This window comes from Lentisphaera marina (genome assembly GCF_028745505.1).
Classification (GTDB): Bacteria; Verrucomicrobiota; Lentisphaeria; order Lentisphaerales; family Lentisphaeraceae; genus Lentisphaera; species Lentisphaera marina.
In genome coordinates this window covers 1313961-1337237 of record NZ_JAQZZL010000002.1, presented here as the reverse complement: position 1 = coordinate 1337237, position 23277 = coordinate 1313961, and the positions used below count along the sequence as shown (strand labels likewise).

Below are 23277 nucleotides of genomic sequence, written 5' to 3'. Positions count from 1 at the left end.
GGAAAAAGCTGCTTTGAGTATAACTGATCAAGTCAAACAAAATCTTCGCAAAGAGATAAATTCAGGCTTATATCCTGGAGGAAGTCTGTTGCCTACACGTCATGAATTGATGGCAAAGTATAAGGTTTCGCGTGGGTCAATTGATAAAGTTATTAAGCAGCTGGTTTCAGAAGGTGTTTTAGAATCGCATCAGGGATCGGGGACTTATGTAAAGTCTCCCGATGACCAACAACATGTTTATATTATTTTGAACAATGATGTGGAATGTTTAGAAGCGAATAAGTTTAATGCGATTCTATCCATGATGTTGACGGAAATCAATGATTTGAACTATAGCATTCACTGTAGTTCAAATATTGAAGAGTATTTCTCCGAAATCATTCTTAACCCCAGTAGTCGTGTGATATGGAGTCGTCCTTCAATTCGTGCCCGTTATTACATTAAAAAATTGAAAGAGAGTCAGATTGCTCAGGTATTAATCAATCGTTCTGATCCTCATTTCAATTATTTTTCTACCGATTCATACGGCGCTATTGATACGGTAGTAACTAAAATAAAAAACCTTAATAGTGATCCTAGGTTAGCCATTTTGGTACCACCATTGAGTGAAGAAGAACCCTTTTTGGCAGTGAGAGAAATTTATTACCAAGAGAGTTTACATCACCATGGTCTTCAACTCTATCTTCATCAGAGAACAAAGAGTAAGAGCATTAAGGATGTGTTAGCGGTGTTGAGTTCGGTTTTCAAAGGTACAAATCTTGATTATCTCTTTGTTCCTGATCACGATATGCTACCTTACGTCTTAACTTATATGGCAGAGAAAGGTCATTCAGAAAGAGTAAAAATTATTACTTTTGATGGTGAATTAGACTCATTTTACAAAGGGTCAATGACCATACGTCAAGATTGGAAGTCTATGTTTGCACAAGCTATTCAATGGGCTTCTTCTAAAGAACTGACTGACAAGCAAGTTCTTGTGATGCCGGAAATTATTCTCTATTAATATGCGTAATTGACTCGGTAGGGAACCCACTTTTGAACAATCTTAGACTTGAAGCCATTGAGTTTCCATTTCATTAAGACCGTTTCTAGATCCTTTTGCAAAGCAAAGTTAGTTAAGCTAACTCCCCAAGCTAAATGCTCTTTTGACAAGTCCCAATATACGCCTGTAAGAGTTCGTTCTTCATTAGTGTTGGTATAAGACCAAATATAGGGAGCATCGTGAATGAAGCAGTCAATTTGTTTGGTTTTCAAAGCTTTGACGGCATCATCTATATTCGCGTAAGCTTTAACTTTTTCCTTTTTTAAATATTTTTTGGCGAGATCCTCGCCAGTGGTGTCGCCAATGACCCCCATCTTCATTCCAGAATTCACATAATAACCATTGCCAGGTTTGCGGAAACGCCCCATCTCACTAGTTCTAATGAGCATCATTTGACTGATCTCCATGTAGGGATCAGTAAACTTGACATATTTTTTTCTTTCTTCAGTAATCGACATGCCTGCCATGATGATATCGATTCGACGGCCGTTAAGGGCGGGAATTAAAGAAGAAAAGGGCATCTCAACGAATTCAATAGGGCGACCGAGTTCAATACTTAATGCTTCAGCTAAATCCGCTTCTACGCCTTGGTACTGACCATCCTTTTTGAAGATGATGGGGTAATAGTCTGCAGAAGTTCCCACTCGAATGGGGCGAGCTTCCGTCTTTGATGATTGGCAAGATGAAAGGAAAAGTGTAGATGAAAGAATAATGATCAGGGTTAAAAAGTGTTTCATGGTGAGCTCCTATTAATCTATTTATTCTAGTCTCAAGCCGTCAAATGTCATGGGGAGATGACTTAATTTCATCAAGTTCCTGGTGCTTTAGCATTTATTTAGATAATTCTTTCTAAAACTTGTCAATTCGAATGGGGTCATGGCTATTAATTAGATTGATATAAGCGCGCTTTCATAAGTGCAAATATAATTTTAAATAATGATTAGGATCAATATGAGTGATAAAATTACTTTTAAGGAAAAGTTTGGTTACGGCCTAGGCGATTTGGCATCAAACCTCTTTTGGATGCAGTTCGTTTGGTATTTAAATTATTTCTATACGGATGTATTTGGTTTGGCACCTGCTGTGCTCGCCACAATGATGTTTGTCACTCGTATTTGGGATAGTATTAATGATCCAGTCGTGGGCATTATTGCTGACCGCACAGAATCGCGCTGGGGTAAATTCCGACCTTATCTTCTTTTTGGAGCAATTCCTTTTGCGGTAGCGGGTATACTCATGTTTACAACTCCGAATTATTCTGCGGGTGGTAAACTGACATGGGCCTATATAACTTATGGCGCCATGGTATTGATCTACACAGTTGTAAATATTCCTTATTCTTCACTCATGGGAGTCGTTTCACCAGACCCTAAGGTGAGAACAAGCTTTTCTCAAATGCGATTTATCATGGCTTTCTCTGGTGGTATCATTGTTCAGGCCGCAACTTTGCCTTTAGTGGCTTCTTTCGGTAGTGGAGATACTTCAGTTATTGACGCTAAAATCCAAAGTCTGGAAAATAATAAACAAGTCATTGTTGTGACCGAGCAGGGAAGCGGAGCTTCACGCCTAGAAGCAACAGCGAAACTACCTGGTTATACTGAACCGAGTATAATGAAAAAGATTTTGATGAAAGTGGCAAACGTGCCAGATGCTCAAAATAAAAACCTATTTTATACGAGCAATAAGTCATTTTACATTAATAACGAAACCTACTTTTTAGAGTCTAAGATTTTACATAAAAATACTGAGGGTAAGTTGTTCCTTGATCCCGAGCTTAAAAATGAATACAAAACGGGTGATAATACAGAAGATTTTAATCAGATTAAATACTGTATGGATGGTTTTACAAAGACTATTATTCCAATTGAGACTGTCTTCAAAAAGAATAAGGATGAAATTTCAGATGAGATGATTCCAGTCGATATTACGGGAGCGGATGTTTCAGTAAAAGTTGTCAATGAACAAAATGGTTTCCAACTCTCCATGTGTGTTTTTGCCGTTGCAGCAGCCTTCATGTTCTTTGTAACCTTCGTTACAACGAAAGAGCGTGTTAAGCCACCTAAGACACAAGAAAAATCTAGCCTTGGTCAAGATATTGGTGATCTATTGAAAAATGTACCTTGGTTAATTCTTTTCGCTCTTGGTATCATCACTCTTTTCCACGTGTGCTTGAGGAACGGAACAATTATGTATTACTTCAAGTACGTTGTCGGCAATACGGATGTAGTTCCCTTATTCATGCTCTCTGGAACTTTAGCTAACCTCGTTTCACTATTAGGAGTGGGCTTTATTGAGAAATACTTAGGCAAGAAAAAAGGTTTTGCAGTACTTATCATATTGACTTCAGCGTTCACCTTCCTCTTTGGTTTTATTTCGCCAGAGAACACAACGATGCTCTTTATCGTGAATATACTTATTAACCTCATGTTTGGCCCTACTGCAGCACTCGTTTGGGCGATGTACACTGATGCTGCTGATTATTCTGAATGGAAAACAGGTCGCCGTGCAACTGGCTTAGTTATGTCTGCTTGTACAATGGCTCAAAAATTTGGTTACACTCTTGGTGGTGTTCTTGCCATGGCAACTCTAACTTGGATTGGTTTTCAAGCTAATGCAGTTCAAACTGAGCAAGCCAAAGATGGTATTGTCGGCATGGTGAGCTGGATGTCAGCACTTCCTTGTGTCTTTGGATTTGTACTAATTCTCTTTTACCCTCTCACGGAAGAGAAATTAAAAGAAATTGGTGAAGCACTTAAATCACGTCGTGAAGAAAGTGAAGCTGCAGAGGAAAAAGCTGAAGCTTAATTGATCCACAGATAAACGCAAAAAGGTCGAACTCACGAGTTCGGCCTTTTTTTATGTTTGTTGCCAAGCTGTGAAGAGTAGCACTAAGTTCGGCTAATAAGCTAGAGGCTAGGATTGCTATTCGTAAATTCTGCTCGAAGAGGAGGGTGAAGTGAATTGGATCTTATAAAAGGGGGATTAAGACCGTGTTACTTTGCGAGCACTCTTTTGGTTCATGGCAAAGGAGGAGCTGATAACTTCTTTTCTTTCAAAGCTAGAGGCACACCAACTGGGTTCGAGTTTTTGCATCATTACGGCGTGGTCGATTTCAATGTCTTTGGGGTCAAAATTTGCTTCGAAAAATTGTGAATTAAACTCGCGTATGTCTAAAGCTTGGCATGTCCATTGACCCTCAGCTAAAGATTGAAAGAAGCGTCCGGTTTTTTGGTTGATAGAATGCTGATGAATGAGTGATTCTTGGAAGAAGTTCCCTGCTTCACGAGCTGAGGAGAAAAAGGAATCTTTGGCAAATTGAGGTTCCATGCCAGCATGAAGGTATAAGTCGTGATCTTTGGCACGAGCTTTGAATTGGTAGGAGGAGAAGTGTTCGTCGGCCTCAAACTGTAAGTAATGACATTTTACTGGGTATAGGCTTTTTGATAGGAAGGCTGCTACTCGTGAGGAATTGTGTAAGGCTAGGATGAGTAAGCCATTTTTTGTTTCCTCCTCTTCGTCCCATTCAATGGCAACACTGTGCAGAACTATTTCATAGGGGAAACCCATTAAGTAGGCCGCAAGATCGTATTTCTGACAATTATAGTTTTTAATGGTTACGCCACCAAAAGCTCGGCCATTATGAATGCGAGCGCGAGTTCCTTCCGGTAATAGATGATCAAGCGCCTCAGGCTTAATACGGTAGTTGCATAAGGTTAATCGATCAGCCTGTTTGGTGAGTTTCCAAAGCGGCATAATTCAGCCTTAATTAGCACCAAGAATGAAAATGATAAGAATAATGACAAATGCTAGTACAATGCCACCAATCAGAAGGTAGCGATTAAAGTTACTGACTTCCGTTCTAGCATGCTTGGCATTTTCTATCGCCTGATTGAGGCTCATTTTTTTCTTGGAAGCGTTTTTCTTCGCTGTGTATTCATCAAGAACTTTTGTGGGGTCAAAACTTAAGTTGATAACTTGAGTATGTGAAGACTTGCCATCAATATCGTCGACCATGCCAAAGCTAGGTTCAGCAGCTTCTTCTTCCGGCTCTTGCTCTTCAAGCATTTCTTGAAAACTAAGGCTAAGACCTTCTTTGCGTGTGCCGTCAACGAATTCGTTGACAGAATTTTCAATGATTTCGAGGTCTTTGATTTTGCCGCTAGAGTAGGACTCTAAAAGGTTGTGGGAGTCATTGATAAAAATTTTGAAATGACAGCGTGAGCATTCATAATCAGTTTTTTTATGTTGTATTCTAACTACAGTGTCGCAGCGTGGGCAGGAAAGATTGAATAGATGTTTAGACATAGTCTTACAATTAATTATTAGTATTTAATTAAAATTAGGCATTTTGTAGGGGGATGCAATACGAAAAAGCACTAAGTTTCATGGTTTTTTATCAATAAAAATTTATACCGCAGGAAAATGGACTATTGTTGGCCAAAACAATAGGAATAAAAGTTGTATACAAGTACCAAACAATTAGTAGATGGCTTAGATAGCGAAGGGCGTTTAATTCGCATCAAAGAAGAAGTCGATCCTTATTTAGAAATGGCCTATATTCAGCGACGCGTTTATGAACGCGGTGGGGGAGCCGTATTATTTGAAAATGTGAAAGGTAGTCAGTTTGCCTGTGTCTCGAATTTGTTTGCGAGTATAGAACAGACCGAAAGTATTTTTCAGGGCCGTTGTGAGAAAGTTAAAGAACTTCTGTCTTATAAGGCGGACAAAGAAAAACTTAATGAATTAAAGAAGCGACCTTGGAAAGTTTTCCCACTATTAAAAGAATTGATCCATACTTTGCCTAAGAAAATTAAAGTAGCTCCGGTGATGGAGTGTGAAGCGAAACTCAGTGACTTACCTCAAATCGTCTGTTGGCAAGAAGATGGTGGTTCTTTTGTTACTTTACCACAGGTTTATAGTGAAGCGGTGGAAAATGCAGGCCCAATGAATTCGAATTTGGGGATGTATAGAATTCAGCTGGCAGGAAATGAATTTAAAAAAGATGAAGAAATTGGTCTGCATTACCAGATTCATCGCGGTATTGGCGTCCATCACGAATCTCACCGCAAAGCAAAGAAGCCTTTTCGCGTAGCTGTATTTGTAGGAGGCCCTCCCTCAATGACTTTTTCTGCAGTGATGCCACTTCCTGAGGGCCTTCCAGAAGTCGTTTTTTCAGGCTTATTACAAGGTCGTAGATGGCGCTATTCGAAGTACAAAGAATGGACTGTGGCAGCCGAAGCTGATTTTTGTATATTGGGAACCGTAGACGAAGATGATTTAAAACCAGAAGGGCCCTTTGGCGACCATCTAGGTTATTATAGCTTGACTCATAACTTACCCTATATGAAGGTAGAAAAAGTTTTTCACAGGAAAGATGCCATCTGGCCATTTACAGTAGTTGGGCGTCCTCCACAAGAAGATACTTCCTTTGGCGATGTGATTCACCATTTGACGGGAGAAGTATTGCCCTCCGAGTTGCCAGGTTTAAGAGAGTTGAATGCAGTTGATGAAGCGGGTGTGCACCCATTGTTATTAGCCACGGCGGAAGATCGCTATTTACCTTATTGTGATGATGGTGAACCTTATGAATTACATACAATTGCTCATGCGATTTTAGGCAAGGGGCAGCTTTCTCTTGCGAAGTATTTATTTCTTCTAGGCGATGGAGATCAAGTGGCACCCCATGTGCACGATTACGAAGAATTCTTTAAGTACGCATTAGAACGCCTGGATTTCTCTAGGGATTTACATTTTCATACATGTACGACAATGGATACGCTTGATTACTCTAGTACAGAGTTGAACAAGGGTTCTAAATTGGTGGCAATTGCTTGCGGGAACCCTAAACGAACTTTAGCTAAAGCGATTCCAGAAACTTTCAAAAGTCCTTTTGAAGGAGATGTACATTTTGTCATGGACGGAGTGCTTGCTTTAGATATTGGCAAATGGCAGAGTAGTGATCAAGCTCGAGAGGAAGGTGAACGCTTAGCTCGCGAATTAATCGCAGGAGAAGGCGTGGCAATGATTGTTTTGACAGAAGAGAGTGAGTTTTGTGCCCAATCAATAAGCAACTTCTTGTGGTTGACCTTTACCCGCTCTGATCCAGCTGCAGATGTCTATGGTTTGAATTCAGAGGTGATTGATAAGCATTGGTCTTGCGAAGCTCCGATGATTATTGATGCTCGTATAAAAAGTCATCATGCGCCTGTGCTAGAGGAAGATCCTGCGGTTGCTAAAAGAGCAGATGAAGTCTTGGGTAAATACCTTAAATAATCGAAATTTATAGACTGGAAATTTCTCGATTTTTCTTTCAGTAAAGATCGAGGAGAAAATTCGATGAAAAAAAGAGAAAACCAATAGGTTTTTGTATAGAGCGGTTTATTTTATTCAAATTTCATAAAATATACGAGACAAGCTTCCATGATAGATATCAAAAAATTTAGAGAAGACGCTGACTTCTTTAAGCAAAAATGGGCTGCTCGCGGCCTAGACGTTGACGTAAACGAAATCCTTGCCTGGGATACTGAATGGCGCGAAAGTACTGTTAAAGTCGAAGACTTAAAGTCTCAGAGAAACGTGGCTTCTAAGCAAATTGGTATCATGAAAAAGAATGGTGAAGATGCGACTTCTGCCATGGATGCGGTTCGCGATTTAGGTGAGCAGATTAAAGAGCTCGATTCAAAAGCCGCGGAACTTTCAAATAAAGTCAGCTCAAAACTTCTCTCTCTTCCCAACCCTCCATCAGAATTTACTCCAGTGGGAACGACTGAAGAAGATAATCCTGAAGTTCGTCGTTGGGGAACAAAAGCAGAATTTGATTTCACGCCCCAAGCACACTGGGACTTAGGACAAAAATTAGATATTTTAGATTTACCAAGAGCAGCCAAAATTTCTGGTTCAGGTTTTTACCTTTGGAAAGGTGCTGGAGCGCGTTTAGAGCGTGCTTTGATTAACTTTTTCTTGGATCAAAATACTGAGAATGGCTATAAGGAAACTTGGGTTCCTTTCGTGGTGAATCCAAAGGCTATGACTGGAACGGGTCAATTGCCTAAGTTCTCGGAAGAAATTTATCACGCCACTGAAGATAACCTTTACCTCGTGCCTACTGCAGAAGTTCCAGTAACGAATATTCACGCAGATGAAATTTTAGACGCGAAGGATTTACCTATTGCTTACACGGCTTACACGCCTTGTTTCCGTCGAGAGGCAGGTGCTGCAGGTAAAGATTCCAGAGGTATCCTTCGAGTACACCAATTTTCAAAAGTTGAAATGGTCAAATTTGTTGAGCCATCAACTTCTTATACTGAGTTAGAAATGTTATTAGCGGATGCTGAGCACCTCTTACAGCAACTCGGTCTTCATTATCGTGTCATTGAATTATGCTCGGGTGATTTAGGTTTCTCGGCAGCGCGTTGTTATGATATTGAAGTATGGGCCCCAGGTACTGATCGTTACCTAGAAGTTTCTTCATGTTCAAACTTTGAAGACTTTCAGTCACGCCGTTGTAAAATTCGCTACAAAGGAGACAAAGAGAAGAAAGCTGAACTTGTGCATACTCTCAATGGTTCTGGTTTAGCTCTCCCACGCTGCATTGTGGCTCTTATGGAAACTTATCAAAGAGCAGATGGTTCAATTGAAGTTCCCGACGTTCTGGTGCCTTACATGGGCGGTTTAACTGAGATTACTGCAGAGGGATAAGAAAGAGTGAATAAACATTCTGGAAATGACCCTTATAAAACGAGGGAAAGTTTAATTGAAAGAATTCAGAATGATAATACTACTGCGAGCAGTTGGGAAGACTTTTCCGATGCCTACCGTCGCTTCATTTACATAGCGCTTCGCAATAATGGTCTCAACCACCATGATTGCGAAGAAGTAGTTCAACGTGTGATGATAAAAGTTTGGGAGAAAATTGCCCGCTTTAAATACAATCCTGGTAGAGGAAAGTTCCGTTATTGGCTTTATCGAGTTTCGCGTAATGAAATGATTGATTTTGTGCGTTCTCAGCAAGCTTATGAAAAAAGGAATGCCGCACTTTTAGAACTCAGTCCAGAAATCGAAGAATCTGAATTGCGTAAGGCCGTCGATGGTGAGTGGAGAAATTATATTGCCAACATGGCCCTCGAGCGCATTAAAGAAGAATTCAAAAGTCATACGATTGAAAGCTTTTTAATGCATAGCAAGGGTATTGCACCAGATGAAATCGCTAAGAAGTTAGGGATGACAGTGAATAGTGTATACCTTTCAAAACGCCGAATTTTGGATCGCTTAAAAGAAGAAGTTCGCCGCTTGGAGAATGAGCTGGGTTGAGTTTTGTTCTCCAAAGTCATTAAAAGCTTTCATTTAAGTTAAAAAAAGCCTTATTTAACATAGAAAAAACATTAAAACTTAGTAAAATATTAAACCAACATTACAAACAACAAGGAAGACATTATGAACGTTGACCAGCACCTTAAAGTTGCCCAATGGCACATGGAACAAGCTAGACTTCACGCTACACAAGATCACGCATGTGGTTGCCCAATCTCTGACGAGTACCAAAGAATCATCGATATTATCGAAGAAGGTACAGAGATCAAAGAAGAAGTTACTTGCGATCTTAAATAAGTTTTAAACTTATTTGAATTCAAAAAGCTCGGTTTATACCGGGCTTTTTTTGTGTCTATAGGCTTTTAAAACGAGCGAAAAATTGCTTGGCATGTGGATTTAGAATAAGGTCGGCACTAGAGATTTTGTTTTGCTTTTTAAATTGAAAGTCTTGAGGGCAGTCACTTAGGCATGACTTGTCACTTATGGAAAGTTGAGTCAGTAGGCCTGCTTGGCATGAACGATTGAGTTCTAAGGCTAAGCGGCCCATTGTGAGGCGAGGATTTAATTCACAGATAGGTCGAAAATATAATTGTTTATTGTCTCGCCAAATGAAACCATCCAAGGCAAAGGGACCCGTAAAGTTCATTTCTTGCATAATTCGAGACCACTCTTGAGCGACTAAATGAAAGCCGTCTCGAATGAGGTGTTGACCACCGTGAAAAACAAAACTTTTGATTTCATTAGGCCATTGGTGATGAAAAGGGCCACAAGTATTTGCGGTGTTCGCGAAAGCTTTAGTTTCAATTTGAGTTAAGCCATGAAATTTTAATTTGCCCTCAGAATTTATTTCATACTGAGCTGAGAAATCGAGAAGTCGATCACGGTAGGGTTCAAATAAGATTCCCCCTTGTCGTTTTAAAGCTCCCTTTATCCATTTTAGATCATCATCTTCTAAGGCATCAATAAATACTCTTCTACATCCACGCCCGGTACTTGCGAGATCTTGCTTTAATAAAACATCATTGCTTTGTGATAAACGACTCAGATCATCTATGTCTGAAAAATAATGAGCGGCAGAAAAATCGAGGGCTAGGTTATCAGAACTTAATTTGGAGTAAACTTTAGCTTGGTATTTTTTTGAGTATAAATCCTTCCAAGGCTCCTTCCAATTACTAAGTTTAAAGGTACTTGATTGGGCTTGTTTAATAGAAGATGTTTTACGTTCTACAGTGGGGCTTTTGCCCCAAGCCTTGATGTGGCCGGGCTTGTGTTTACTCAGCAGTTGATCGATTTGAGAAAAGCAAAAGTTTTCGGGCAAGGGAAATTTGAGATTATAAAAAACTTCTAAAGTATTGATATCTATGGACTCATTGCTTAGCAGTATATCGTCTTTTTTGCAGAGAGGGATGAGAAGAGGAATTAAATCATTTTCGACAGTGGTATAACTCTTTGGCGCAGAGATTTTGTGAGATTCGAGTTCTGCTGCAGGATTAAAAATCCAAATATTAGGGCTTCGACCTCTACTGCTACTGTGTAGCTTGAATTTGAGTATAGTTTCTTTATCCATTTTAGCCGCTAAACGTCCATTCATGTCAAAGTATTGATTAGCTTTGGCACGATTGGGGTCAAGTGACTTAGGTAGGTGCTGGAGATAATAATCCCAGAAACTTGAATCGTGGTTCCATTTATTCATCCAATCGACACCAAATTGAACATGGCGAATCTCATCGTCATAAACTGTTTTTAGTATATCAGCAGTTTTTTTATCTCCCGCAGAGGAAAAGACTTCTCTATAGTGGTAGGTGAAATCCAAGTTGGCTTGCTCAAGGGTTAAGCTCATTCCGGCTAGATATGCTTGCGGAGATTCGACTTGTGATAAGCAATCCCAAAAGAAACTACTGAGGGGTAAGTCGCCCGGTTTACAGGAAAGCTCTCTCAAGCGCTTGAGGTAAAGGCGGCAATGTTTTTGTTCATCAATAATAGTTTGTACTAAGCCGCGCAGAAATGATTCGGGTACAGATTGATGGAACTTGAGGATGGCTTGAGCCATGAGTTCAATGGCAAGCAATTCGTGATTCATAAACATCAGTAAGAGCAAGCCACGATCTCGCTCCGAGTTGAGTTCACCTAAGTGCAATTTTTTACTTTCTTTTTTTCCAAAAGCATAAGCATCGGAGCGTTGTGGACTAGTGGGAAATGAATAGACTTTCTTTGAGGGAGAATAATCAATTTTGCCTGGATGTCGGAGTTTTTCTTCGATATCGGCTGATTCAAGAATGTTCTGGGCAAAATGATATAAATTCATGATTTTTGTCGGCATAAAAAATTAGTCAAAAAGGTAAACAGCCCCATATTATATTAAATGTAAAAATAGTGAAGTGGATATGTCAGAAAAGATTTCGATTGAAGGGGACACGGCTTTATTGGAAAAGCGTAAAGTAAAACGCCCAAGTCTATTTAAAGTTATATTGCACAACGACGATTATACTCCCATGGATTTTGTCGTTTACTTAATTGTAGAAGTATTTCATAAAACAGAAGATGAAGCGGCACAACTGATGCTGACTGTGCATGTCAAGGGCAAGGCGATTTGTGGTGTGTATCCCAAAGAAATTGCCGAAAGTAAAGTTGATAAAGCAATGAGTTTAGCAAAAAAAGAAGGTCACCCATTACTCTGTACAATGCAGAAAGAATAAAGTTTCCTTTTATTGAATTTTGGAAGATATTTTAGCGTAAGAACAAAGAGAGAAAAATGTATAGTAAAGAATTTCAAATCACCTTCATGTTGGCGTTTAAAACCGCTCAGCAATACCGTCACGAGTTTGTGTTACCCGAACATATTCTCTTTGCGCTCGTCCACGACCCTGAATCTCGCAATGTTTTAGAGGTTTGTGGAGCAGATATTAATCGACTTCGTGCAGACTTACTCGAATACTTTGAGAATGAGTTACCAGATCTTCCCGGCGACGAGGATTACCTGCCAGATGAATCATTAGCGCTTCAAAGAGTTATTAAACGAGCTTCCGATCATGCTATTTCTTCGGAGATTGAGACGATCAGTGGAATTCATATTCTCGTAGCTCTATTTAGTGAAGAGGATTCACACGCAGTTTTCTTCTTACAAAATCAGGATATAGATCGTTTTGACATCGTCACCTATCTATCCCATGGAGGAGACTCTGATGAAGAAGGTGACCTCATGTATGAGGATGAAGACGAAGATGATGATTTTGAAGATATCTTTGGTGAATCCGAGTCATCTAAAGGCAGTATGTTAGATCGCTACACAGTGAACTTGACTGAGCGTGCAAAAAATGGTGAATTAGATTCAATTATTGGCCGTAAAAATGAACTCAAACGCGTAGTGCAAACTCTCTGTCGCCGTCGAAAGAATAACCCCATTTTAGTTGGGGAACCCGGAGTAGGGAAAACAGCGGTGGTCGAAGGTTTAGCTCAATTAATTTGTTTGGGGAAAGTACCTGAACGTTTGCGTAATGCGCAAATTTTTGCTTTGGATCTAGGTTCATTAGTAGCAGGAACAAAGTTCCGTGGTGATTTTGAAGAACGCCTTAAAAACCTCGTTACTGATTTAAAAGCGCGTGATGGCGCGATACTTTTTATTGATGAATTACATACAATTGTCGGAGCAGGTTCAACGAGTGGTGGAACCATGGATGCCTCGAATCTATTGAAACCAGCTTTATCGAGTGGTGAAATTCGCTGTATTGGTGCGACGACATATGGAGAATTTAAAAATCACATTTTAAAAGACAGAGCATTAGCACGTCGATTCCAAAAAATAGATGTTAAAGAACCCAGTGTTAGTGAGACCGTTTCTATTTTGAAAGGGATTAAATCCTATTACGAAAAACACCACGAAGTGCAATATCCTGTGACAGCCTTGCAGTCTGCGGCGGAATTATCTAATCGCTTTATCAATGATCGTTTTTTACCTGACAAAGCAATTGATGTCCTAGACGAAGCAGGGGCCTCTTTGGCTTTGCTTCCAGCATCACAAAAAAGAAAAATGGTGAGTAAAAATGTGATTGAAGAAGTAATTGCGTCGATGGCAATGATTCCTTCAGCCAAAATAAACTCCAATGATAAACAGAAACTTTTAACTCTGGCAAAAGATTTGAAAAAGTTAGTCTTTGGTCAAGATAAAGCCGTTGAGGCCGTGGTTAAAGCCGTTAAAACAGCTCGATCTGGCTTGGGAGATGAAGACAAACCCTATGGTTCCTTTTTGTTCACTGGGCCGACTGGAGTTGGTAAAACTGAACTAGCCAAGCAATTATCGAGTCTGCTCGGTGTTAAGTTCCTTCGCTTTGATATGAGTGAATATAGTGAGAAACACAGCATTTCAAGACTTATTGGTTCGCCTCCTGGTTATGTTGGTTTTGAGCAAGGTGGCTTACTGACAGATGCAGTCACTAAAAATCCTTATAGTTTGGTTCTTTTAGACGAAATTGAAAAAGCGCACCAAGAAATATACAATATTCTTCTCCAGGTAATGGATCACGGTAAACTGACGGATAATAATGGTCATGAAGCTGACTTTCGCAATGTGATTATTATTATGACTTCAAATGTTGGTGCTAGAGAGTCTGCTGCTAAAATGATTGGTTTTGAGAATCTTGAAAACCTCAATGCTAGTGATGCGGCGGTGGAAAAATACTTTACCCCTGAGTTTAGAAATAGATTAGATGGAATTGTGCGTTTCAATCCTCTAACTCAAGAACTCATGCTCAAAGTTGTTGAGAAGTTTCTTGCAGCTCTCGAGCAAAAATTGAAAGCTAAAAAAATCACCATGAAAGTGAGTAATCGAGCTAAGAAATACTTGGCTCAAAAGGGCTTCGATCCAGTTATGGGAGCACGTCCTTTGGCAAGGTTGATTGATAATAAGATTAAGCATCAATTGACTGACTTGATTTTAGAAGAGAAAATATCTGAAGGGCACGAAGTCTTAGTCGACACGAATGCTGATAAAATCACGCTAAAGGTACGCGCTCTTGCTTAAGCAATGTCTTTAAATCGAGATTTTCTACGTTTAGCCATACCCAATGTTCTGAGTAACTTAGCTGTTCCCGCTTTAAGTTTAACGGATACAGCTTTGATGGGGCATATGCCTGATCCCGTCATGCTGGGAGCCGTGGCAATTTCTGGACAAATCTTTACTTGTCTGTATTGGAGTTTTGGCTTTTTGCGAATGGGAACAACCGGGCTGACTGCACAGGCACATGGTAGAGGTGATGGGGAAGATTTAGTTTTTTATCGAGCGATCTTAACAGCACTTAGCCTTTCACTTTTATTACTAATTTTTCAATACCCTTTAGCCAAAGTAGCTTTCGATTTATTGGACTTGGATATTGAATTAAGCGCTTATGCAAAAACATATTTTGATATCAGAATTTTTGCGGCTCCAGCAACTCTAATGCTCTATGTTTTTCATGGTTGGTTTTTGGGTATGCAAAACTCTTGGTTCCCTTTGGTTCTTACTTATCTCGGTAATTTTATCAACATAGTAATTAGTGTTTATTTAGTGCGCTACAAAAACATGGATGTCGCTGGAGTCGCATGGGGAACTCTATGTGCCCAGTATATCAATTTGTTTTTAAGTATTGTCTTAGCAAAGAAGTATTTTAAGTCATGGCCTAAAATGAATTGGCAAGAGATTTTTAAGTGGAGCGAGATAAAAGCATTTTTAAGTTTGAACCGAGATCTATTTATTCGTACGGGTTTCTTGTTGGCGGTCGTTTCATCTTTTACTTTTTTAAGCGAAAGGTTCGGTACGCTAACTTTGGGGGCTAATGCTATTTTATTGAGTTTAGCCGCATGTCTAGCTTATGTGGTAGATGGCTATGCTTTTGCGGCAGAAAGTTTATGTGGTAAACTTTATGGGAAGCAGGATTTGAGTCGTTTGAAAGCACTATATAAATTATCATTTACTTGGGGCTTGGGAAGTGGCTTAGTTTTTTTACTAATACTCTATTTTATGGGTGAAAGTATTTTGTCGATTTTTACTTCACAGGAGCTTATCATGAATGAAGCGAAACGTTATTTACCTTGGTTGTTGTTGGCGTGCATACTCAACCCAGTAGCGTTTGTTATTGATGGTATATTTATTGGCTTAGCGAAAGCCAAAGAGATGAGGAAGATAATGACACGCTGCTCACTGCTAATCTATCTTCCCTCTATTTATCTCTTTTGGTCCTTAGATAATCATGGCTTATGGCTAAGCATGAGCTTATTTATGCTAATGCGAAGCGCTTATATGGCCTATGAACTCAAGCAGTTCAAATGTGATTAATCTCTGTAGTAGATAGCGGAATTCTTCTCGTTTTCACGACATTCTACAGAATAAACTCTTACGCGACCTTGAGTCTGTTCTTGAACCCATGGATCTACATAGTCAAAGATGTACTTTGCTGAGCCTTCCATCCCGATGTTGGGAAGTACGCGTAAGCGACAGAGTCCTTTGCGATCCATTTCTTCAAAAAAAGCCATTTCGGGATCATCTTCATTAATGAGCAGAGTATGGTCAAATTTATCTTCTAGCCAAGCTTTAATATGTTTGAGTCCTCCAAAGTCCATAACCCAGCATTTGTCATCCAAGCCATCTGATTCAAAAACAAAATGAACTGATCTATCATAACCATGAACGAGTTGGCAGTCGCCATCATCACGCCATTGTCTATGGGCACAGGGGAGGTAGAAAAAACTCTTAGTTGAACGATACATAATTACTTCTTGTTAATTTGAGAGAAAAACTCTGCACGTGTGGCAGGGTTACGTTTGAATTTACCACCAATTTTAGATGTCGAAGTTCGTGAACTTGCATCTTGAACACCACGTGATTTAACACAATAATGTGTGGCGTCAATAACTACGGCAACATCTTGAGTATCGAGAATATAGCATAAGGTATGGAAAATTTGGTGAGTTAGTCTTTCTTGAACCTGCGGACGCCGGCTGAAGTAATCAACTATACGATTTATTTTACTAAGGCCAATAACTTTTTTGTTAGGTATGTATGAAATGTGAGCAAAGCCATCAATGACGACAAAGTGATGTTCGCAATTCGACATGACTTTTATGTCTGAAACTGTAACCATTTCATCATAAGCCATTTTATTTTCAATAGCAGTACATTTTGGGAAGTTGTCTGGGTTTAATCCTTGGAAAATTTCATTCACATACATTTTGGCAACACGAGAAGGGCTTTCCATGAGACTGTCATCATTCAAATCAAGTCCAAGGGTTTCCATGATTTCGCTAAAAAGGGATTCAATCTTTTTAACTTTCTCTTTATTGCTTAAAGTGTTGTTTATGAGAGGTGTGGATTGGCCTTTACTTGCTAAATAGGCTTCTACTTCATGGCCAAGACTTGTGTCTGTTTTACTAGTATCCAACATACGTTTATTCCTGAGTATTAATTATATTTCAGCTTAATATGTACTTAAAACGATTGTTTTCAAAAATAAGTCAAAAATTAACTTATTACTACCTTTTAGCTTAAATTGAAAACTGCCTTAGCATTTCTTGTGGTTAATTCGCTTAATTCTTCGGAATCCATATTGAGCAGTTGAGCGATTTTATCTCTAACATGAACGACGTAAGCAGGTTGATTGCGCTTGCCTCGCATTGGGACTGGCGCAAGGTAGGGTGAGTCTGTTTCAATGAGGATGCGGTCCTTAGGGACTCCTTCCAAACTTTTTCTTAATGACTCGGCATTTTTAAAAGTAACAATTCCAGAATAGGAAATATAGCCACCTGCATCAATAAACTCACCGACCCAGTTTTCGTCTCCCGTATAACAATGAAGAATGAAGTCTTGCTGGCCTTTGAGTGTATTTTTGATACAGGATAGAGTTTCAGGAAAAGCTTCACGGCTATGGATGATGGCTGGTTTTTTTAATTCGACAGATTTGTTTAGGAAGCTTTCGAAAATATTAACTTGTCTTTTTTGGATATTTTCATCCTTATCATAGTAAAAATCTAAGCCAATTTCACCTACGGCAACATTGTTTTCATTTTCATAATAAGTATCGAAATCGGAGACTTCTCCCGTGAAGTCTTTTACATATAAAGGGTGAACACCAGCAGAAAAGAACATATTTTCGTATTTTTGTGAAGTCTCAAGAGCTCGATCACATGATTCTGGATCACAGCCAATCAGCGTCATGTATTCTACGCCTGCGGCTCGGGCATTAGTGTAAATTTCTTGTGCATCATCCTCGGGGTCGAGATGAAAGTGGGTGTCAAACATTATTCAATCCAGGTAGTTATTTGAGAAGCTCTGAGTTTTGGGATTTGAATGATACGTGAATCTGAAGCGTTTTCAATGTGCTCAGGAAGAGTTTCTGCGTTGTAGGCAACTGAACTTTCAGCGGCATAACCAAGGGCAAAAATAGCCAAGATTTTATAGCCATTCTCAAGTTCGAATTGCTGTTTTATCTGCTCGGAATCGAACTGTGTAATAAAACACATCGATAATTTTTCAGTCATGGCCGCCAAGGACATGTTTTGGAAGGCTGTGCCAACATCAGCAAAGAGGCTAGGACTATCTCCTTCAGGGCCGCAACATATAATATAGGCAGATGGTGGAGCGAATTCCTCTTTATCTGTGTTACTACTCAAATTGACATAATCACTTATGTGACGACTTTTAACTTTGTTGAGAATAACTGAATAGCGCAAAACTTGACGATTAGCAATGGAGTGAGCAAATCTAGCAGCTTCCATGATTGGGAGAATTTGCTCCCTTTCAGGTGACTTGGGAAGGAATTTACGTGCGCTTCTTCGTCTATTAATTGCGGTAATTAATTCCATTTTATTTTTTCCATGGGTTTGAGATATATTCAGGCATGACAGATTGTAAGTAAACGCCTTCGTATGGGCACCAAAAATTGACTTTTAACTTTTCATCCTCACCGTATTCGATGAAAAACTTGATGTCTTCACTTTTGAGCTTGTCAATAATCGTTGGGGGTCCACTGACGACGGCATCAACATGAGGCAAGGGTGTGTCGAGAGTTTTTCCTTGGCTAAGGATAGAAAGTTTTTGGCGACGCATTGGTAGGACTTTGCTCGCGCTTTCAATATCGACGAGGACTTTGACTTTATCAAACTCACACTTCACGCCAGAGGGAAGGCTCAGGGATACTGAGCTTACAAAACTTTTATTGCGCGAGCTATCGATCAAGAAAGGTTTGGTAGTTAAATAGTTTATTGAATCTAAGCGTTTACTCGGGCCATTGATGAGTTTAGTTTTCGGTTCAATCTTCGGGTTGTCGATGAGACGGTATTTATCTGATATGGCATTATTGAATAATAATCTGACGGGTACTTCTTTTTCACGCATTTCATCGACTTCGACAATGATGGTTTGACTGACAATGTTTTCTATTTTCGTCATTCTTGGTATGCTGATATCTTCCTCGGTCAAAAGTAACTTTAAAGCACCGGGGCGAATACCTTCAGGTAGGACTAGACGTACGGCAATATCCTTACTTTCAAGAGATTGAAGAATTTTCTCTGGACCACGTAAAATGATGTTGGCAGTCGGGCGATTAGTTTGAGAAATAATAATATTACTATTAGGGTTAACCAAAACTATGGGAATGCCAGAGAAAGTTTGAACCTTACTGATTCTTTGGTTAACAATGAACCAAATAAGTAAAGCAAAAAAGATGGCAATTAATTTGCGCTGAAAATCTTTGGTAAACAAGTTAATGAATATTTCAGACTTCATCTTCTGACTCCTCTGATTGGCTCACAGCTTTTTTAAAACGTTCAACATTATCGGATACACTAAAGTTTTTATTTTCATTAGAGTTTAGTAAGAAATTATTTAAGTGACGTAAAAGTCTTTGTTCATCAACGCCTCGAGCTAAACGACCACGATAGGCAATGGAAATTCCACCAGTTTCTTCTGAAACAATAATGCACACACAATCGGTTTCTTCAGTTACACCCACTCCCGCACGGTGTCGGCTTCCAAGGCTTTTAATAATACCGTCATCTTGTGATAGAGGGAAAAAACATGCAGAAGCTTTTATTTTGTCACCAGAAATGACGACACCACCATCATGCAATGGAGTGTTGGGGTAGAAGATGGTGCAGAGTAATTCACGACTTAATTCAGCTTCAACTTCAACTCCAGATTCAATTAAAAAGCGCATTCCAATGTTTCTCTCTATGGCAATGAGGGCGCCGATTTTTCGTTCAGCTAAGTAATGCGCACTCTCGTTAATAATCTGAATAACTTCTTTTGTGCGGACATTATTGCTACTTTTTAAGCGTCCTTTTCCCAACTCAGCAAAGGCACGGCGAATTTCAGGCTGAAAAATAATGATGGCTAAGAATGCAACAAGAGTAGATATCTGTGCTGTAATCCAGCCTAGAACTGCTAGGTTAAAAACGGATGAAATTAACCACGAGACTAAGAAAATGAAGCCCGCACCGGCTAAAATCGGCGCCGCTCTAGTTCCTCTGATGAAAAGCAATACGGTATAGATAACAACTGACAAAAGGGCAATTTCAATGCCCATTTTCAAGCTAACTATCCATAAATTTTCATCAAAAAGAAAGTCCATTTCTCACCCAGTGTGTTCTTTTAAAATAAGCGCTTTTACATTTAGTGAACCCTTGTTGTAAAAATAAAGAATTGACTTCTATGTAAAAAATTTAAAATTTAATCAAACTTAGCTCATCTTAAAAAGAAAAGCTATCTACTTTGTCTTTATGGAGCTTGAAAAACAGCTAAAAACTCAACATTTCCCTTAGGGCCAGCCAAGGGAGAGTCTATTTGCTCCAAAAGCTTCCAGTTAAGTTCGGTTTCACAAAATGTACAAACCTTACTTAAAGCCTGTGATCGCAAGTTATTATCGCGTACAACTCCGTCTCCTACTAAATTCTTTGGCAATTCAAATTGTGGTTTTACTAAAATGAATGCTAAGGCATTTTTTTTGAGGCGACCGGCGGCAGCATGAAGTATTTTGGTGACGGAAATAAAGGAGACATCACAAGTCATTAAATCGATTTCTTCGGGAACCTCTTTTTTAGTGATGTTCTTGGCATTAAAATTCTCACGGCAGACCACTCGCTCATCACTTCTTAGTTTGTAGTGAAGTTGATTAGTGCCAGAATCAATTGTATAGACTTTTTGGGCACCAAAACTGAGCATTAAATCAGTGAAGCCACCTGTGGAAGCCCCCACATCCATTGCGATTTTGTGAGATAAGTCGGGGGCGAATTTCTGTAGAGATTTTTTTAACTTGAAGGCACCACGGCTCACGTAGGGAGAAGGGCGGTCCACACTCATAGTTGAATCAACAGGATATGTTTCTGTTGATTTCCGTACAATATGATCAGCGCGTGAGCGAACGAGGCCAAGAAGAATCATTTTTTTTGCTTCTTCAGCAGATTCCACTAAACCTTGCTCAATCAGAAGCTGATCAGCACGTTTTTTTTTGACTTTAGGCATTAGCCTTTAAGTTGACCGTTACCATCAATTATATACTTGTAGGTCGTCAACTCTTCTAAACCCATAGGGCCACGAGCGTGGAGCTTATCAGTACTAATACCAATTTCTGCACCCATACCAAACTCTGAACCATCAGTAAAGCGTGTGGACGAGTTCGAGTAGACGGCTGCGGAATCAATTTCCATTTGGAAGCGTCGGCAGGACTCTTTGTTAGTACTTACGATTGACTCACTATGGCCAGAGCTGTATTCATTGATGTAATAAATGGCTTCATCAAGTGAGTTCACTACAGTTGCAGCAATGATGTAATCTAAAAACTCTTCACCACGGTCACTTTCTTGCAAAATCGTTGATTCAGGAGCAAACTGGCGGAATTTTTCATCACCGCGAACTTCGCAATTGGCTTCTTGGAGAGCTTTGTGAACTTTTGGGATGAAGTCTGCTGCGATATCGGAATGAACAATGACGCCTTCGGCAGAGTTACAAACACTGGGTCTTTGGCATTTAGAGTTGACTACAATTTGTACAGCTAAGTCTTGGTCAGCTTCTTTGTCGACATAAACGTGACAAACACCTTTGTAGTTCTTGATGACAGGGATTGTACTTTCACGCATGACGGCTTCAATCAAACCTTCGCCACCACGAGGGATAATCAAGTGAATATACTTATTGAGTTTAAGCATGATGTTAACAGCTTCGCGATCAGTCCATGGAATAACCTGCATGAAATGCTCAGGCAGGCCATTTTCGACACCTGCTTGATAAAGTACTTTTACGATAGCTTTACTTGAACTTAGGGCCTCTCGACCGCCACGTAAAATAGAGGCGTTACCAGACTTTAAACAAAGGCCAGCAGCATCAGCAGTAACATTCGGACGTGCTTCATAGATAATACCGATAACTCCAATAGGAACCTTGATTTTCTCAATCACTAGGCCATTTGGGCGGTGAAAAGTTGATTCAATTCTGCCGACGGGATCAGTTAATGACGCTACGCCAATGAGTCCTTTTGCTATGTCTTCAACTCTTTCAGGCGTGAGTTTGAGTCGGTCTAAAAGGGATTCGCTCATGCCTGCATCACGACCATTTTGGAGGTCGATTTCATTGGCTTTCAAAATTTCTTCAGTATGTTCTTCGAGTGCGGCACCCATGGCTTCAAGGGCACGGTTTTTTACACGGCAACTAAGGATGGATAGTGCAAGAGATGCTTTCTTTGCACGCTTGCCCATGATCTCTAATTCTTCTTTATAATTCATTTTTGAGCTTCCTCTTTTAAAATCACTAAATTATCTCGGTGGATCGCTTCTGCATAATTGGCACTTCCACCTAGGATTTGGTCAATTTCTGATGATTGACATCCTTTTATTTTCTTGAGTTCCAAATTGGTATAATTACTTTGGCCACGAGCAATGACAGTGCTATTCGTATTCAAAATATTAACGACATCGCCTTTTTCAAATTCTCCACATATACTGATGAGGCCGCCAGGGAGTAAACTTTTTCCTCGGAGACAAAGTGCGTCTTCTGCACCAGAATCGACAACAATGCTACCTTGGGTTTCCGGGAAGAAACCGAGCCAGCGTTTGGATGAAGACATTTTGTCCATACTTGCGGGGAAGAGGGTACCAATATCCTTGCCTTGGGCGAGGTCTTCGAGAGATGAAAAGTCTTGACCATCAATAATCCACAAGCTTTCGCCAACTTGATTTAACATTGTGGCCGCATTGAGTTTGGTGTGCATGCCACCAGTAGAAAGTTGATTGCCGTCGGTGTCACCAGCAAGAGCTCGTATCTCGTCATTCATTTCTTCTACAATCGAAATACGGTAATCAGGTTGGCCCTTGTTATCTAGAGTGTGTAAACCATTAATGGAAGTCATGAGGACCGTGAGGTCTGATTTGGATAAAATACCTACTAAGGCAGCAAGTTCATCATTTTCACCAAAGCGAATTTCTTTAACAGTTAAAGAATCATTTTCGTTGATGATGGGTAAGATGCCTTTTCTTAGCATTGCGTTTATGCAATTGCTCAAATTCAAATGACGGTTGCGGTTGCGAACATCATCGGCCATCAATAGCAGTTGAGCACAGTGGAATTCGCGCTTGGCACAGGCTTGTTCGTAATAGCTCATCAGGCGGCTCTGACCAGCGGCTGCACAAACTTGTAATTCTGGGAGATGCTTAGGTCTTTGTGTTAATCCTAGTAAACTCATACCCGAAGCGATAGCCCCAGAGCTTACCAAAATCACTTCTTTACCTCTTTGACGAAGTTTGTGTAAAGCTTCAACCAGTTCTTCTATTCTTTGTGCCGATGGTACGCCACACTCATCAACGAGGAGGCGGCTGCCAACTTTAACGACGATTCTCTGTGAGGAACTGAATATTTTTTCTCTAGGTGTCATTTGCTCATATACTCAAATTTTAACTGGAACTTATAAACG

General features: G+C 39.8%; 22 protein-coding genes. 9 read left to right on the top strand and 13 right to left on the bottom strand.

From position 1 onward, the window contains the following. Nucleotides 1-13: 13 nt before the first annotated feature. On the top strand, nucleotides 14-1003 hold the full coding sequence (locus tag PQO01_RS16365; protein WP_274315165.1) for a GntR family transcriptional regulator: 990 nt from the start codon (nucleotides 14-16) through the stop codon (nucleotides 1001-1003). Here the strand turns inward: PQO01_RS16365 and PQO01_RS16360 are convergent. Then, entirely contained in the window at nucleotides 1000-1779 is a 780-nt protein-coding gene (locus PQO01_RS16360) for a substrate-binding periplasmic protein (protein ID WP_274315163.1), read from the bottom strand. The two genes, PQO01_RS16365 and PQO01_RS16360, sit on opposite strands and share 4 nt — an antisense overlap. Nucleotides 1780-1993: 214 nt before the next feature. Between PQO01_RS16360 and PQO01_RS16355 the strand changes: the two genes are divergently transcribed. Then, a complete protein-coding gene (locus PQO01_RS16355; protein ID WP_274315162.1) occupies nucleotides 1994-3847 on the top strand; it encodes an MFS transporter in 1854 nt (617 codons plus the stop codon). A 177-nt stretch (nucleotides 3848-4024) separates the two neighbouring features. Here the strand turns inward: PQO01_RS16355 and PQO01_RS16350 are convergent, their stop codons facing one another. After that, nucleotides 4025-4795 carry a DUF2071 domain-containing protein gene (locus PQO01_RS16350; protein WP_274315161.1) on the bottom strand — a complete coding sequence of 257 codons (771 nt, stop codon included), beginning with the start codon at nucleotides 4793-4795 and terminating at the stop codon, nucleotides 4025-4027. Between the two features lie 9 nt (nucleotides 4796-4804). Next, nucleotides 4805-5347, bottom strand: coding sequence for a hypothetical protein (locus PQO01_RS16345; RefSeq protein WP_274315159.1), 543 nt, complete (start codon nucleotides 5345-5347; stop codon nucleotides 4805-4807). A gap of 153 nt (nucleotides 5348-5500) precedes the next feature. Between PQO01_RS16345 and PQO01_RS16340 the strand changes: the two genes are divergently transcribed. The 4 genes from PQO01_RS16340 (at nucleotide 5501) to PQO01_RS16325 (ending at nucleotide 9649) form a co-directional block, all read left to right on the top strand. Next, entirely contained in the window at nucleotides 5501-7315 is a 1815-nt protein-coding gene (locus PQO01_RS16340) for a UbiD family decarboxylase (protein WP_274315157.1), read from the top strand. A 147-nt stretch (nucleotides 7316-7462) separates the two neighbouring features. Then, complete coding sequence (gene serS / locus PQO01_RS16335; protein WP_274315155.1) at nucleotides 7463-8740, top strand: serine--tRNA ligase; 1278 nt, start codon at nucleotides 7463-7465, stop codon at nucleotides 8738-8740. Nucleotides 8741-8746: 6 nt separating this feature from the next. Beyond that, nucleotides 8747-9352, top strand: coding sequence for an RNA polymerase sigma factor (locus PQO01_RS16330; protein ID WP_274315154.1), 606 nt, complete (start codon nucleotides 8747-8749; stop codon nucleotides 9350-9352). A 123-nt stretch (nucleotides 9353-9475) separates the two neighbouring features. Then, on the top strand, nucleotides 9476-9649 hold the full coding sequence (locus PQO01_RS16325) for a hypothetical protein (protein WP_274315151.1): 174 nt from the start codon (nucleotides 9476-9478) through the stop codon (nucleotides 9647-9649). Nucleotides 9650-9704: 55 nt separating this feature from the next. Here the strand turns inward: PQO01_RS16325 and PQO01_RS16320 are convergent, their stop codons facing one another. Then, the gene (locus tag PQO01_RS16320) at nucleotides 9705-11657 is read right to left on the bottom strand and encodes a DUF455 family protein (RefSeq protein ID WP_274315150.1); all 1953 of its coding nucleotides are present in this window, start codon (nucleotides 11655-11657) and stop codon (nucleotides 9705-9707) included. 79 nt (nucleotides 11658-11736) lie between these two features. Between PQO01_RS16320 and clpS the strand changes: the two genes are divergently transcribed. Genes clpS through PQO01_RS16305 form a run of 3 tightly spaced genes read left to right on the top strand, consistent with a single transcriptional unit; the run spans nucleotide 11737 to nucleotide 15659 of the window. After that, nucleotides 11737-12048 (top strand): ATP-dependent Clp protease adapter ClpS, encoded by a 312-nt coding sequence (clpS, locus tag PQO01_RS16315; RefSeq protein WP_274315149.1) that lies wholly within the window; start codon nucleotides 11737-11739, stop codon nucleotides 12046-12048. 56 nt (nucleotides 12049-12104) lie between these two features. Next, complete coding sequence (gene clpA / locus PQO01_RS16310; protein WP_274315148.1) at nucleotides 12105-14369, top strand: ATP-dependent Clp protease ATP-binding subunit ClpA; 2265 nt, start codon at nucleotides 12105-12107, stop codon at nucleotides 14367-14369. A gap of 3 nt (nucleotides 14370-14372) precedes the next feature. Next, nucleotides 14373-15659, top strand: a complete 1287-nt coding sequence (locus PQO01_RS16305) for an MATE family efflux transporter (RefSeq protein WP_274315147.1) — start codon at nucleotides 14373-14375, stop codon at nucleotides 15657-15659. Here the strand turns inward: PQO01_RS16305 and PQO01_RS16300 are convergent. The 9 genes from PQO01_RS16300 to proB all read right to left on the bottom strand — a co-directional run bounded on the left by PQO01_RS16300 (nucleotide 15656) and on the right by proB (nucleotide 23238). Further along, a complete protein-coding gene (locus tag PQO01_RS16300) occupies nucleotides 15656-16090 on the bottom strand; it encodes a 6-pyruvoyl trahydropterin synthase family protein (protein ID WP_274315146.1) in 435 nt (144 codons plus the stop codon). The two genes, PQO01_RS16305 and PQO01_RS16300, sit on opposite strands and share 4 nt — an antisense overlap. 2 nt (nucleotides 16091-16092) lie before the next feature. Then, a complete protein-coding gene (gene folE, locus PQO01_RS16295; protein WP_274315145.1) occupies nucleotides 16093-16764 on the bottom strand; it encodes a GTP cyclohydrolase I FolE in 672 nt (223 codons plus the stop codon). Nucleotides 16765-16859: 95 nt separating this feature from the next. Further along, nucleotides 16860-17618, bottom strand: coding sequence for a TatD family hydrolase (locus PQO01_RS16290; RefSeq protein WP_274315144.1), 759 nt, complete (start codon nucleotides 17616-17618; stop codon nucleotides 16860-16862). Continuing rightward, nucleotides 17618-18181, bottom strand: coding sequence for a nitroreductase family protein (locus tag PQO01_RS16285; protein WP_274315143.1), 564 nt, complete (start codon nucleotides 18179-18181; stop codon nucleotides 17618-17620). The genes PQO01_RS16290 and PQO01_RS16285 overlap by 1 nt, the downstream gene beginning before the upstream one ends. A gap of 1 nt (nucleotide 18182) precedes the next feature. Further along, nucleotides 18183-19103, bottom strand: coding sequence for a CdaR family protein (locus tag PQO01_RS16280; protein ID WP_274315141.1), 921 nt, complete (start codon nucleotides 19101-19103; stop codon nucleotides 18183-18185). Further along, nucleotides 19093-19947 (bottom strand): diadenylate cyclase CdaA, encoded by an 855-nt coding sequence (gene cdaA, locus PQO01_RS16275; RefSeq protein WP_274315140.1) that lies wholly within the window; start codon nucleotides 19945-19947, stop codon nucleotides 19093-19095. Before cdaA ends, PQO01_RS16280 begins: the two co-directional genes overlap by 11 nt. Nucleotides 19948-20093: 146 nt before the next feature. Next, nucleotides 20094-20837 (bottom strand): TlyA family RNA methyltransferase, encoded by a 744-nt coding sequence (locus tag PQO01_RS16270; RefSeq protein WP_274315139.1) that lies wholly within the window; start codon nucleotides 20835-20837, stop codon nucleotides 20094-20096. Then, a complete protein-coding gene (locus tag PQO01_RS16265; protein WP_274315138.1) occupies nucleotides 20837-22093 on the bottom strand; it encodes a glutamate-5-semialdehyde dehydrogenase in 1257 nt (418 codons plus the stop codon). Before PQO01_RS16265 ends, PQO01_RS16270 begins: the two co-directional genes overlap by 1 nt. Beyond that, entirely contained in the window at nucleotides 22090-23238 is a 1149-nt protein-coding gene (gene proB, locus PQO01_RS16260) for a glutamate 5-kinase (RefSeq protein ID WP_274315137.1), read from the bottom strand. The genes PQO01_RS16265 and proB overlap by 4 nt, the downstream gene beginning before the upstream one ends. Between the last annotated feature and the right edge of the window lie 39 nt (nucleotides 23239-23277).

Excerpts from the sequence above, each read along its gene's own strand:
- PQO01_RS16280 (WP_274315141.1), bottom strand. The coding sequence starts at position 19,103 with ATGAAGTCTGAAATATTCATTAACTTGTTTACCAAAGATTTTCAGCGC.
- PQO01_RS16350 (WP_274315161.1), bottom strand. The coding sequence starts at position 4,795 with ATGCCGCTTTGGAAACTCACCAAACAGGCTGATCGATTAACCTTATGC.
- PQO01_RS16270 (WP_274315139.1), bottom strand. The coding sequence starts at position 20,837 with ATGCCTAAAGTCAAAAAAAAACGTGCTGATCAGCTTCTGATTGAGCAA.
- clpS (WP_274315149.1), top strand. The coding sequence starts at position 11,737 with ATGTCAGAAAAGATTTCGATTGAAGGGGACACGGCTTTATTGGAAAAG.
- cdaA (WP_274315140.1), bottom strand. The coding sequence starts at position 19,947 with ATGGACTTTCTTTTTGATGAAAATTTATGGATAGTTAGCTTGAAAATG.
- folE (WP_274315145.1), bottom strand. The coding sequence starts at position 16,764 with ATGTTGGATACTAGTAAAACAGACACAAGTCTTGGCCATGAAGTAGAA.
- PQO01_RS16305 (WP_274315147.1), top strand. The coding sequence starts at position 14,373 with ATGTCTTTAAATCGAGATTTTCTACGTTTAGCCATACCCAATGTTCTG.
- PQO01_RS16265 (WP_274315138.1), bottom strand. The coding sequence starts at position 22,093 with ATGAATTATAAAGAAGAATTAGAGATCATGGGCAAGCGTGCAAAGAAA.
- serS (WP_274315155.1), top strand. The coding sequence starts at position 7,463 with ATGATAGATATCAAAAAATTTAGAGAAGACGCTGACTTCTTTAAGCAA.
- PQO01_RS16355 (WP_274315162.1), top strand. The coding sequence starts at position 1,994 with ATGAGTGATAAAATTACTTTTAAGGAAAAGTTTGGTTACGGCCTAGGC.
- PQO01_RS16320 (WP_274315150.1), bottom strand. The coding sequence starts at position 11,657 with ATGAATTTATATCATTTTGCCCAGAACATTCTTGAATCAGCCGATATC.
- PQO01_RS16325 (WP_274315151.1), top strand. The coding sequence starts at position 9,476 with ATGAACGTTGACCAGCACCTTAAAGTTGCCCAATGGCACATGGAACAA.
- clpA (WP_274315148.1), top strand. The coding sequence starts at position 12,105 with ATGTATAGTAAAGAATTTCAAATCACCTTCATGTTGGCGTTTAAAACC.
- PQO01_RS16360 (WP_274315163.1), bottom strand. The coding sequence starts at position 1,779 with ATGAAACACTTTTTAACCCTGATCATTATTCTTTCATCTACACTTTTC.
- PQO01_RS16300 (WP_274315146.1), bottom strand. The coding sequence starts at position 16,090 with ATGTATCGTTCAACTAAGAGTTTTTTCTACCTCCCCTGTGCCCATAGA.
- PQO01_RS16290 (WP_274315144.1), bottom strand. The coding sequence starts at position 17,618 with ATGTTTGACACCCACTTTCATCTCGACCCCGAGGATGATGCACAAGAA.
- PQO01_RS16345 (WP_274315159.1), bottom strand. The coding sequence starts at position 5,347 with ATGTCTAAACATCTATTCAATCTTTCCTGCCCACGCTGCGACACTGTA.
- proB (WP_274315137.1), bottom strand. The coding sequence starts at position 23,238 with ATGACACCTAGAGAAAAAATATTCAGTTCCTCACAGAGAATCGTCGTT.
- PQO01_RS16285 (WP_274315143.1), bottom strand. The coding sequence starts at position 18,181 with ATGGAATTAATTACCGCAATTAATAGACGAAGAAGCGCACGTAAATTC.